7 protein-coding genes are annotated in these 12,467 nt (G+C 52.8%); 4 read left to right on the plus strand and 3 right to left on the minus strand.

Going from position 1 to position 12,467, the window contains the following annotated elements; translation table 11 throughout:
- Positions 1 to 246 precede the first annotated feature (246 nt).
- Positions 247 to 2,670, minus strand: coding sequence for an outer membrane protein assembly factor BamA (gene bamA / locus KO1_RS22605; RefSeq protein WP_004109489.1), 2,424 nt, complete (start codon positions 2,668 to 2,670; stop codon positions 247 to 249).
- Between the two features lie 445 nt (positions 2,671 to 3,115).
- On the opposite strand from bamA, the gene KO1_RS22610 reads away from it, so the two are divergent.
- Positions 3,116 to 3,463, plus strand: coding sequence for a helix-turn-helix domain-containing protein (locus KO1_RS22610; RefSeq protein ID WP_016808427.1), 348 nt, complete (start codon positions 3,116 to 3,118; stop codon positions 3,461 to 3,463).
- A gap of 267 nt (positions 3,464 to 3,730) precedes the next feature.
- Here the strand turns inward: KO1_RS22610 and KO1_RS22615 are convergent, their stop codons facing one another.
- Positions 3,731 to 5,992, minus strand: coding sequence for a TonB-dependent siderophore receptor (locus KO1_RS22615; protein WP_004117251.1), 2,262 nt, complete (start codon positions 5,990 to 5,992; stop codon positions 3,731 to 3,733).
- A 603-nt stretch (positions 5,993 to 6,595) separates the two neighbouring features.
- Here KO1_RS22615 and KO1_RS22620 point away from each other — a divergent pair.
- Positions 6,596 to 8,236: an MltF family protein gene (locus KO1_RS22620; RefSeq protein ID WP_064407113.1), complete on the plus strand. Its 1,641-nt coding sequence runs from the start codon at positions 6,596 to 6,598 to the stop codon at positions 8,234 to 8,236.
- Between the two features lie 86 nt (positions 8,237 to 8,322).
- Here the strand turns inward: KO1_RS22620 and ssb1 are convergent, their stop codons facing one another.
- Entirely contained in the window at positions 8,323 to 8,850 is a 528-nt protein-coding gene (gene ssb1, locus KO1_RS22625; RefSeq protein ID WP_004097799.1) for a single-stranded DNA-binding protein SSB1, read from the minus strand.
- Between the two features lie 246 nt (positions 8,851 to 9,096).
- On the opposite strand from ssb1, the gene uvrA reads away from it, so the two are divergent.
- Positions 9,097 to 11,922, plus strand: coding sequence for an excinuclease ABC subunit UvrA (gene uvrA, locus KO1_RS22630; protein WP_004109498.1), 2,826 nt, complete (start codon positions 9,097 to 9,099; stop codon positions 11,920 to 11,922).
- A gap of 133 nt (positions 11,923 to 12,055) precedes the next feature.
- The gene (locus KO1_RS22635) at positions 12,056 to 12,466 is read left to right on the plus strand and encodes a hypothetical protein (protein WP_017145123.1); all 411 of its coding nucleotides are present in this window, start codon (positions 12,056 to 12,058) and stop codon (positions 12,464 to 12,466) included.
- The last annotated feature ends 1 nt before the right edge of the window (position 12,467 follow it).

Here is a 12,467-nt window from a genome sequence, read left to right on the forward strand (position 1 = left end):
ATCGATTAATAATGTGATATCAGACAATACTCAAAGCGCTTTATACTCACTAAGATGTAGCGTGAATATTGCATTATAACAATGAATGGTTAGCCATAATAATCAACGATAGCGCCAGCAATGAACATACATAAATAAGTATATATTGACAATAAATTACAGGCTACCAAAAGCGGTAGCCTGTAATATTACACCGGGAGTGAGTCAAAAATATCTAAGCGATTGTGCGCATATTAAACGCGGGCATCACCAGGTTTTACCAATATTAAACTGGAACTGCTCAGCTTTATCTCCATCGTATTTTTTAAATGGCTCAGCCCAGGAAAACACCAGCGGGCCTAACGGCGACATCCACTGCACCGCAATCCCGGCAGACATACGGATATGCGAAGGGTCGCCATAGTCCGGGATCCCTGCCGCCAGCGTCTGACCGGTATTTTGCCAGGTGGTACTCCATACCGTACCGGCATCGAGGAATAGCGACGTTCGCAGGCTGTCGGCATATTTGTCATTCACAAACGGCGTCGGCACAATAAATTCGCTGTTCAGGACCGCCATCGCGTTACCGCCAACCGCATCGGATGAAGAATCCAGCGGACAGGTGCTGTAGCTGCTTTCAGAACCATTACAACGATAATACGCTGCTTTTGGGCCAATCGTATTGGACGAAAATCCGCGAACCGACGACGATCCACCGGCATAAAAGTTATCGTAAAACGGCACCGATTTGCCGTTCAGCCCATCGGCATAGCCCGCACGCAGGTGCTCCATCCACACCCAGCTTTTGTTCTCGGTCAGCGGCATATACTGGGTGGTATCGAAAGTCACTTTGTAATAGCTGTTATCCGAACCGGGTACGGTAACCTTGGCGGTCAGGCTGCTTTTATTCCCCGCCCGGGGGAAGAAACCGCGATCCAGATTGTTATAGCTCCAGCCAACGCTGGCAAAATAGTCATTGGCGCTATAGGTCGCACCGCTATCGCCATCTTTGGTGACAACGTCAGGATAGATGCCCCGCGAGTTAAGATAGCTCCAGGTGGTGAGCTCCGGGTCCATATTGGTCAGGCGGTTATGGACATAGTCCAGGCCCAGGTTAAGAGCGTTATTCTCGCTAATCGGGAATCCCAGCGTACTGCCGACGCCGTAGCTTTGCTGGTTGTAACTCCCGGAATCGGCATCCGAGGCGTCGTAGCTGTTGTAAAAGATTTTACCGCCGAGGCTAACGCCATCCACGGTGAAGTAAGGGTTTGTCGCTCCCAGCTCAAGATAGGACTGGTAACTGTTGCGCGTGCCGTTGAAGCTGACGCTATTACCGGTTCCCAGCCAGTTATCCTGGGTGACGCCGAGCTGGTAGCTCACGCCGCTATCGGTGCCGAAGCCCAGACCCACGTTAAAGGAACCGGTATTGCGCTCCTTCACCTTATAGACCACGTCCACCTGATCCTGGCTACCGCTTACCGGTACGATCTGCTTGTCGACGGTTTCGAAAAATCCTGTACGATCCAGCCGCGTTTTTCCCTGCTCGACCTTCTCATCATTCAACCACGCACCTTCCATCTGGCGCATTTCGCGACGTAGCACCGCATCACGGGAAGTATCGTTACCCTGAAAGCGAATCTGGCGTACCGAATAACGGCGTCCGGCATCGACACTGATATGCAAAATGACGCTTTTTTCCGCATCATTAATATCCGATGTGGTGTTCACCTGCGGCCAGGCATAGCCGTATTTTCCCAGCAGCGTCTTAATACTGTTCTCGACTGCCGTGATTTCCGCACCGCTATACCATTTCCCCGCTAAAGGCTTCACCAGCGCCTCAATTTCCTGATTATGCTGCGCCATATCGCCGGTCACCATCGTACTGGCGACTTTATAACGAGCACCTTCGGCAATATTAATGGTGATATATAGCGATTTTTTATCCGGCGTAATACTCACCTGGCTTGAATTTATGCTAAAACGCGCATAGCCGCGATCGAGATAATAGCTACGAAGGGTTTCAAGATCCGCCGCCATCTTTTGCTTTTGATATTTCTTATCGCCAATCACGTTCCACCACGGAACGCTGTCACGTAGCTGCAGCTGATCCAATAATGTTTCTTCACTAAAAGCCTTGTTGCCAATAATATTTATTTGCGCAATTTTCGCCGAGACCCCCTCCTGAAAGACAAACTTTAAATCAACGCGGTTACGCGGCAGCGGGGTGACGACGGCATGAACCTGAGCGCTGTATTTTCCTGTACTGTAATAGAAATCCTGTAATCCTTTTTCTATTTCCGTAAGGGTATTGCGATCCAGCGCGCTGCCTTCTTCAATGCCGCTGGCGGCCAGGTTCTCTTTCAGGGCATCGTCCTTAACGGATTTATTGCCGGAAAAACTGATTTTAGCGATGGTAGGCCGCTCTTTTACCTGTACTACCAGCGTGCTGCCATCGCGCAGGATCTGTACGTTGTCAAAATTGCCGCTGGCATACAGGGCGCGGACCGAGTCGCTGATATCCTCATTAGAAACCTCTTCTCCTGTATGAACAGGCATGCTCAGTAGCGCGGCGCCGACAGTAACGCGCTGTAGACCCTCGAAACGAATGTCATCAACCGTATATGAAGTTGATGCATAGAGCGTTAAAGGGGAAATCAATAGACCGGCGATGATACTCGTTTTTTTTAGCATGAAGGTGTCGTCTAGAAGATATTTAGCAATAGCAGATACCTGCCGGGAATAATGCTGTTCATTGCACCAGACAGTTGCTGACGCAATCTTAAATAACCTGAACGAGGCGCAGAATTGCACGCAATTATGACGAGAAAATGGAGAAAATATGGATACGAGAGAATATTGAAAAAAATATTTTTCTACGGAACCTTCCCTCTTGAGCCTGGTCAGATAAGCATTTCCTCATAACATCGAAACTCTATAGTTTTTGTTTTTTTAACTAAAAAAACAAAAAGCCCCCTTTCTCATTGGTTGAAAGGGGGAAAAGATCTTGTTAGGAATGATGCTCTCTGGAATAAACCAGGAACAGGGAGAAATTAACGCATAATCCCGTAGATAAAATGAAGAGATATTGAATAAATTATGCAGTCAGATTTCTATAGTAATGAAATGGGTAGACATTATGCCGCGAAATGAAATTCAGCGTTCAGTGCTTAACGAACTGGTGCAATGGATAAAAAACAATCTTGCAAAGAAGCTCACAATGCAGGCGCTAAGCCGCTTTTCCGGCTACTCCGAATGGCATCTCTTTCGCCTGTTTCGCCACTATTTTAATATGTCGCCGATGGCGTATATCCGCCAGCAGCGAATGCAACTATCCCTTAATTTATTGCAGATCAACCCGCCTTTCCGCATCGTTGATATTTGTCTGATGGCTGGTTATGAAGATATCAGCGCCTTTAACCGAACCTTTAAAAGGTATTATACGATGACACCAACACAGTTTCGCAGAAGCCTGAACCTGACCTGATAGAGGCTCCCCCTCCTCCGCATTGCTGCGGTTGGGAATGGAAGGGGGAAGAGGAACTACTTTAGAATGGAAATGGCAGGATGCCACCGTTAACCGTTTCCGGGATCAAGCAGATCCGATTAACAGGATTCATTGTAGGCTGCTAAGTTGAATTAATTGTGTAGAGGCCGTGGAGATTTTGTCATAATTTATATCACTGGTTTTTCCCGGCATAAAAAATAACAAGCCGGAATAGTTCATTATTCCGGCGGGTGTTTGAATCGTTAATCAGAAATGCGTATTCACGCTGACATAAAACGTCCGCCCCGATTCATTATAAGTTTCCGCACCTGCACCATACAGATAAGCGCCGGTCGTCGAATTTCCCGTCGTCTGCGCGTTACCAGCACGGTAGTGGCGAATATCGAACAGGTTGTCCACTCCGCTGGTCAGGCTCAGGTTTTTATTCACATCCCAGGTCGCGCTAAGACCGACAATGCTGTACGGGCTCACTTCGTTCAGCTCGCTGCCGGAAACAGACTCGCCTTTATAATTGAAGCGTTTAGGTTTCTGGCGGCCATACCAGGTGAACGTGCTCTGAAGCGAAAGATCGTCGCGTGCCTGCCAGCTCAGGGTAGAGTTCAGCGTAAACTGCGGGATCACCGACAGGCGATCGCCGGTGGTCTTATTCTTACTCTGCAGCATCCACGTCAGGTTGTTGCTCCAGTTGACCGTTTCGCTTACCGGGAGATTCAGCGAGCCCTCCAGCCCTTCAACCAGCGCCTTCGGTACGTTTTCCCATTGGTAAATATTGGTGGTGCCGTTGCTGGCCGTCCCCACCGCCGAGTAGCCCGATTCAATCTTGTTATGGTAATCGTTACGGAAGTAAGTCAGCCCGGCCTGATAGCCATTGTGCTTATACTCAAGGCCAATCTCTTTATTGACGCTGGTTTCCGCCTTCAGATCGCTATTCCCCATCAGGTAACAGGCTGAGCTGCTGGCATAGCAACCCTGGCCGTTGCTGTAGAGGATATAGTTCGGGTTAAGCTGATAAAGGTTCGGCGCTTTATAGGCGCGGGCGATCCCCAGCTTCAGCGTCCAGTCATCCGCCAGCCCCTGCGAGAGATTCAGCGATGGGCTCCAGTTATTACCGACGATGCTGTGATGATCGAAGCGCAGAGCGGGCGTCAGCATAGTGCTATCGGTCAGCGCGATATTGTCTTCGGTAAACAGCGAGAAGATCTCGGCGCTGGAATAAGGACTACGACCGGTTGCCGAAACGCCGTCAATGGAGCCATAAGAGAGTGACTGGGTAGTCGACACGCCATCCTTCATCCGCTGCTGGTTCCACTCGGTACCCAGCGTCAGATTCTGCTCAAATCCCAGGGTAAACGGAATATTGACCTCGCTGTGCAGCAGCACATCCGACAGGTCGATATCGGAGAATTCGCTGCTGGAGAAGATCCCTTCCGTTCCGCCCGCCAGCCCCTCGTTCATGCGCGAGTTACGGGTGTGCTCATACTGCGCCCAGGTATTGCTGGTCACGCCGTTATCCCAGCCGCCGGTCCACGTCACGCCGTAAGTCTGACGATAGAGACGGTTAGTCTCTTTACCGTACATACTTTTCACCAACGTGCTGGTGTTAGTATTCTGGGTATCCCCTGCATACAGGTTGCCCTGGCGGCTGTAGCCGGTTTCAAACTCCAGCGCCTGCATTGGCGCAAACTCCCAGCGCAGCTTGCCGTGAATATCTTTATTCACTACCCCTTCGCGTCCTGCAGGATACGATCCCGCATAGCTACCGGTTCGCGCTGCTTCATGACCGGAATTAATATCCTGGGCATCGGCCTGCGTTTTGCTCAGATTTCCCCATAAATTAAAGCTGACCTCATCCGATAGCGGGCCGTTGAGGCTAAAGTTTGTCCGTTTCGTCGCGCCCTCTTTACGGTGCTGAGGCGCGTTCATATAGGTATTCCATGAACCATGCCACTCGCTGGTGGCCGGTTTAGTGACGATATTGACCACTCCGCCCATCGCGCCGTTACCGTAGCGGGCCGCAGCAGGGCCGCGAATGACGTCGATATGGTCGATCATTTCCGCCGGCACCCAGCTGGTATCACCGCGGGTATCGCGGTCGCCGCGCCAGCCATAGCGCACGGAATTACGGCTGGTCACCGGTTTACCATCCACCAGAATCAGGGTGTTCTCCGGCCCCATGCCGCGGATATCGACCTGGCGGTTATTGCCGCGCTGCCCGCTGGTAGAGTTACCGGTAAGGTTGACGCCGGGCTGGGTACGAATCAGCTCGGAGACATCGCGCGCGGGCGGATGTTTACGGATTTCTTCGGCGGTGATGGTGGATACTCCGGGGGCTTGCAGCGTTTGCGCCGCCGCGGTGACCACCATGGTTTCATCGTCATTTACCGCAGTCGTTTCAGATTTCTTCGTATCGTCTGGAGTCGTGCCATCAGCGGCCTGCGCTGGCAGCATCCCTCCCCAGATGGCCATCGGGATCAGCGCGGCCAGCGAGTAGTGTGAACTGTGTTTCATGGAATATGCCCTGTTTTCTTTTTTGCTGTCGGGGCACGCCTTCTTCTTCCGTCAGATAAACAACGGCAATGACTTCCCTGCATAGAGCAACATCTCTTTTTGGCGTAGTCAGGCCCTCCCGCTTAAATAGCGAGATAGCAATCATAATGGGTGGCCAAAATAGATTTATTACTCTGGCAAAAACGAAGAAATAAACGCACCACGCTATTCTTTGATAGCCTTTGCCGAACAGCAGTAATAGGATTATTGTGCCACACAACGTTATTAGAAATGAGATTCATTATCAAGTCGATAATTATTTATCGTATGAATGTTTTTTGTTAATGCAATAAAAACAAAAAGATAGAAATGGTAAAAGTGCATTTAGAGGAAAGCGAAATTAAAAAAATGAATAATATCCACATTAAAAAAACATAATTCAATCATATTGCCTCCACAATTAATTAGAGATTTATAGTTTTATAATCTCGCCAAAAATACCGAGCATGCTAATTAATAAAATAATTAAAATAACCGGCTAACCGACTCTCAAACTTGTTCGCGGACATGCTAACGGCCAGAAATTGACTAAAATAAGACCATCCCCCTGCGGAGCACCGCGCCATGAACACTTCGTCGTTCTATCGATACCTTATCGGCTGGCTGGCATGCTTTGCCGCGCTGCTGTGCCTCACATCCGGTTACGCGGCTACAGAGAACAAACTATCAGAACCAGCGGAACGCGACGCCCTGGAAGTCAACGTTGACGATATGCTACAGCCATGGAGGGGAGATTTACCGGGTATGCTCGACCGGCGAACCATTCGCGTATTAACCCCCTTCAGCAAAACTTTTTTCTTTATCAATAAAGGCACCCAGCGCGGCGCGACTCACGATATATTTATGGAGTTTGAACGCAGTCTCAATCAAAGCCTGGCGAAAGAGAAAAAGCTCAAGCATCGTCACCTTAAAGTGCGGATCATCTTTGTTCCGGTGGCCCGTGACCAGCTCGTCAGCGCGCTTAACGCAGGTAAAGGGGATATTATTGCCGCCAACCTGACGATCACGCCTGAGCGTCAGCAGGAGATGACCTTTACTGCGCCGCTCTATTCTCACGTTCAGGAGCTGCTTCTTTCTGGTCCCGGCTCTCCCAAAGTGGACGATCTACAGCAGCTTTCTGGTAAAACGGTCTTTGTCCGCACCTCATCCAGCTATTACGCGAGCCTGGTCGCGCTCAACGCACGCTTTGCGCAGCAATCGCTGCCCCCCATCACCATCGAACCGGCGCCCGAAGCGCTGGAAGATGAGGATCTGATAGAGATGCTCAGCGCGGGCCTGATCCCATTGATCGTGGTCGACCGCCACAAGGCCCTGTTCTGGAAACAGGTCTTCCCCAGGATTCAGGTTCATCAGAACATTGTTCTGCGCGACGAAGGTAATATCGGTTGGGCGGTACGTAACAATAGCCCGCAGCTGCTGGCCCTGCTTAATGCGTTCATCAACAAGAATCGCCAGGGCAGCAGGCTGGGTAATACGATACTGCTGCGCTACCTGAAGGATGCCAGCTACGTTAAAAACGCGGCGGGGCAAAAAGAACGGCGTAAATTTCTGGCCATGGTGGAGATCTTTCGCAAATATGGCGATCGCTACGATGTTGACTGGCTGCTGATGGCCGCTCAGGGGTATCAGGAATCGCGGCTTAATCAGTCGGTGCGTAGCCACGTCGGCGCCATTGGCGTTATGCAGGTCATGCCGAGCACCGGTAAGGAGCTCAACGTCGGCGATATTAAGCAGCTCGACCCCAATATTCATGCGGGGGTGAAATACATGCGCTGGATGATAGACCGCTACTATGGCGATGAACCAATGACCCAGCTTGATAAGGCGCTGTTCTCGTTCGCCTCTTATAACGCGGGCCCCGGGCGCATTGCCCGGCTACGGGCGGATACTAAAAGGCGCGGTTTTGACCCGAACGTGTGGTTTGGCAACGTTGAGTATCTGGCCGCCGAGAAAATCGGCTCCGAGACCGTAAGCTATGTCAGCAATATCTATAAGTACTACATTGCTTATCGGCTGATCGTGGATGAAATGGCGCGTAAGCAGCAGGCGACGGCGGCTTCTAAAAATCAGGTCGCGTCGGCAGTAAATCCGACAGCCACACCTGCCACACTTGCCACACCTGCCACACCTGCCACACCTGCCACACCTGCCACACCTGCCACACCTGCCACACCTGCCACACCTGCCACACCTGCCACACAGTGAATTAATGCAGATAAGCTGCGTCAGAAAATAGAAAAAGCCCCAAACAGGGGCTTTTTCAGAGAGGGCTTTACGACGCTAACGCTTCGTTAGAACGGAATATCGTCGTCAAAGTCCATCGGCGGCTCATTGGAAGGCGCTGCCGGAGCCTGCTGCTGCGGACGCGACTGCGCGCCGCCGCTGAACTGGTTTCCGCCCTGCGGCTGCTGAGGCTGTCCCCAACCGCCCTGCTGCTGACCACCGCCTGCCGGGGCGCCCGCGCCCTGCTGACGACCGCCGAGCATTTGCATCGTGCCGCCAACGTTGACTACAACCTCGGTGGTGTATTTTTCCTGACCGGATTGGTCAGTCCATTTACGGGTGCGCAGCTGGCCTTCAATATAGACCTGAGAACCTTTGCGCAGATATTCGCCGGCCACTTCCGCCAGTTTGCCGAACAGCACAACGCGGTGCCATTCAGTCTGCTCTTTCATCTCACCGGTCGCTTTATCACGCCAGGATTCGGAAGTAGCCAGCGTAATGTTGGCAACTGCGCCACCACTCGGCATGTAGCGTACTTCCGGGTCCTGGCCCAGATTACCGACGAGAATCACCTTGTTTACGCCTCTGCTGGCCATGTTTGTGTCTCCTGAATGCGTTTCTTAATAGTGTAAACGCGCGAGTGTACCATTTCCAGGTGCTATGTTGATAGCTGGGAAGTATGTTCCAGAGAACTCTCGCGGTACGACATTTTTGCATACCTCGCCGGAAAATGCATTCCAATACTGTATATTCAAACAGGTCAAATTGTGTCATAATTAGCCGTTTCTGCCGTTTGTCCTTCTAACAAACCAGGCAATCCGCGTATCTACCGGGAAAGGTGAATGGATAAGATCGAAGTTCGGGGCGCCCGCACCCATAATCTCAAAAATATCAACCTCGTCATCCCGCGCGACAAACTCATTGTCGTCACCGGGCTTTCGGGTTCAGGCAAATCCTCACTGGCTTTCGACACGTTGTATGCCGAAGGGCAGCGTCGCTACGTTGAATCGCTCTCCGCCTACGCGCGGCAGTTCCTGTCGCTGATGGAGAAGCCCGACGTCGACCATATTGAAGGGCTGTCGCCGGCGATTTCCATTGAACAGAAATCAACGTCCCACAACCCCCGCTCTACGGTAGGCACCATTACCGAAATTCACGACTATCTGCGCCTGCTGTACGCGCGCGTCGGCGAGCCCCGCTGCCCGGATCACGATGTGCCGCTGGCGGCGCAAACCGTGAGCCAGATGGTGGATAATGTTCTCTCCCAGCCTGAAGGTCAGCGCCTGATGCTGCTGGCGCCGATCATTAAAGAGCGCAAAGGCGAACATAACAAAACGCTGGAAAACCTCGCCGGGCAGGGCTATATCCGCGCGAGGATCGACGGCGAAGTCTGCGATCTCTCCGATCCGCCGAAGCTGGAGCTGCAAAAGAAACATACCATCGAAGTCGTGATCGACCGCTTTAAGGTCCGCGACGATCTCAGCACGCGTCTGGCCGAGTCCTTTGAGACCGCGCTGGAGCTGTCGGGCGGCACCGCCATCGTCGCCAATATGGACGATCCGAAAGCCGAAGAGCTGCTGTTTTCCGCCAACTTCGCCTGCCCGATTTGCGGCTACAGCATGCGCGAACTGGAACCGCGCCTGTTCTCCTTCAACAACCCGGCAGGCGCTTGCCCGACCTGCGACGGCCTCGGCGTCCAGCAGTATTTCGATCCGGAGCGCGTGATTCAGAACCCTGAGCTGTCGCTGGCGGGCGGAGCGATTCGCGGCTGGGATCGGCGCAATTTTTACTACTTCCAGATGCTGAAGTCGCTGGCGGAACATTATGAATTCGACGTTGAAGCGCCCTGGGGCACGCTCAATACCAGCGTACAAAAGGTCGTGCTGTACGGTTCAGGCAAAGAGAATATTGAATTCAAATATATGAACGATCGCGGCGATACCTCCGTACGCCGCCATCCGTTTGAAGGCGTGCTGCATAATATGGAGCGCCGTTATAAAGAGACGGAATCCAGCGCAGTACGCGAAGAGTTAGCTAAATTCATTAGCAATCGTCCCTGCGCCAGCTGTGAAGGGACGCGCCTTAAGCGCGAAGCGCGGCACGTGTTTGTGGAAAATACGCCGCTGCCGACCATCTCAGACATGAGCATCGGCCACGCGATGGACTTCTTCAACAACCTGAAGCTCTCCGGCCAGCGCGCGCAAATTGCCGAAAAAGTACTGAAAGAGATTGGCGATCGTCTGAAATTCCTCGTCAATGTCGGCCTGAACTACCTGACGCTCTCCCGTTCGGCGGAGACCCTCTCCGGCGGCGAAGCGCAGCGTATCCGCCTCGCCAGCCAGATCGGCGCAGGCCTGGTCGGCGTGATGTACGTATTGGATGAGCCCTCTATCGGTCTGCACCAGCGCGATAACGAACGCCTGCTGGGAACCCTTATCCACCTGCGTAATCTCGGCAACACAGTGATTGTCGTTGAGCACGATGAAGACGCTATTCGCGCCGCTGACCACGTTATCGATATCGGCCCTGGCGCCGGCGTGCACGGCGGTCAGGTCGTTGCCGAGGGTAAGCTGGAAGATATCATGGCGGTGCCGGAATCACTGACCGGCCAGTTCATGAGCGGCAAGCGTAAAATTGAGGTGCCGAAACAGCGCGTACCCGCGAATCCAGAGAAAGTGCTGAAGCTGTCCGGCGCGCGCGGTAACAACCTGAAAGACGTAACGCTGACGCTGCCGGTGGGGCTCTTCACCTGTATTACCGGCGTTTCAGGGTCGGGTAAATCCACGCTGATCAATGACACGCTGTTCCCGATTGCCCAGCGCCAGCTCAACGGTGCCACCATTGCGGAACCGGCGCCGTACCGCGATGTACAGGGTCTGGAACATTTCGATAAAGTGATCGACATCGACCAGAGCCCAATCGGTCGTACGCCGCGCTCCAACCCGGCCACCTATACCGGCGTCTTTACTCCGGTCCGTGAACTGTTTGCCGGCGTACCTGAATCACGTTCGCGTGGCTACACGCCGGGCCGCTTCAGCTTTAACGTGCGCGGCGGCCGCTGTGAAGCCTGCCAGGGCGACGGCGTAATCAAAGTCGAGATGCACTTCCTGCCGGATATCTACGTACCGTGCGACCAGTGCAAAGGCAAACGCTATAACCGCGAAACGCTGGAGATTAAGTACAAAGGCAAAACGATTCATGAAGTGCTGGATATGACCATTGAAGAAGCCCGTGAGTTCTTCGATGCGGTTCCGGCGCTGGCGCGTAAGCTGCAAACGCTGATGGACGTCGGGCTGACCTATATTCGCCTTGGCCAGTCGGCGACTACGCTCTCCGGCGGCGAGGCCCAGCGCGTCAAGCTGGCGCGCGAGCTGTCCAAACGCGGTACCGGGCAGACGCTGTATATCCTTGATGAACCGACCACCGGTCTGCACTTTGCCGATATTCAGCAGCTGCTGGAAGTACTGCATCAGCTGCGCGATCAGGGTAATACCATCGTGGTGATTGAGCATAACCTGGATGTCATCAAAACGGCTGACTGGATCGTTGACCTTGGGCCGGAAGGCGGAAGCGGCGGCGGAGAGATCCTCGTTTCCGGAACCCCGGAAACGGTCGCCGAATGCGAGGCTTCATATACCGCTCGCTTCCTCAAGCCCATGCTGAAGTAACCTCACCTGCCTCTTCTCGTCCCGGGAAGAGGCATCATTTCCTCTCATTTTTCTCCCGCTGATATTTTGTGATTTGCGGCCGCACGACATCTGTCATCAGATAGCGTCACGGCCATAAATTGCAGGATGCATCATGTCTTTCAAACACGGATTTTATCAATTCACTCTTATCGCGGCGCTATTGGTGACGACCGCCTGCAGCTGGGTAGACGGCTACAGCAATACGGCCCATCAGCAGCTATTGATGCTGGAACAGCGTCATCTGCAGTTCATCAGCGATGCGGCGACAGCGCCGGTCGACCAACGCTTATTAAGACAAGAGGATCGCCAGATTCGTCAGCTATTTAGCCTGGCATTAAGCGACGGTGATGCGCTGCGGCAGAATAATCTGCGCGTGCTGGAGAAGAATTATCAGCGGCTTTACACGCATGTTTCCCGCCAGGATGCAGCGCTGACGCCCTTCGCGGCCGGAGCTCTGGCGCAACAAACGGAATATCTTTATCAGCAGGCCATCAGCGGCGAACAGCTGCGTTCAGGGAGATAAC

The sequence above is a fragment of the Klebsiella oxytoca NBRC 105695 genome (assembly GCF_001598695.1).
Taxonomy (GTDB): domain Bacteria; phylum Pseudomonadota; class Gammaproteobacteria; order Enterobacterales; family Enterobacteriaceae; genus Klebsiella; species Klebsiella oxytoca.

Coding starts and splice junctions, on each gene's coding strand:
- KO1_RS22615 (WP_004117251.1), bottom strand. CDS start 5,992: ATGAAACACAGTTCACACTACTCGCTGGCCGCGCTGATCCCGATGGCC.
- bamA (WP_004109489.1), bottom strand. CDS start 2,670: ATGCTAAAAAAAACGAGTATCATCGCCGGTCTATTGATTTCCCCTTTA.
- ssb1 (WP_004097799.1), bottom strand. CDS start 8,850: ATGGCCAGCAGAGGCGTAAACAAGGTGATTCTCGTCGGTAATCTGGGC.
- KO1_RS22635 (WP_017145123.1), top strand. CDS start 12,056: ATGTCTTTCAAACACGGATTTTATCAATTCACTCTTATCGCGGCGCTA.
- KO1_RS22620 (WP_064407113.1), top strand. CDS start 6,596: ATGAACACTTCGTCGTTCTATCGATACCTTATCGGCTGGCTGGCATGC.
- KO1_RS22610 (WP_016808427.1), top strand. CDS start 3,116: ATGCCGCGAAATGAAATTCAGCGTTCAGTGCTTAACGAACTGGTGCAA.
- uvrA (WP_004109498.1), top strand. CDS start 9,097: ATGGATAAGATCGAAGTTCGGGGCGCCCGCACCCATAATCTCAAAAAT.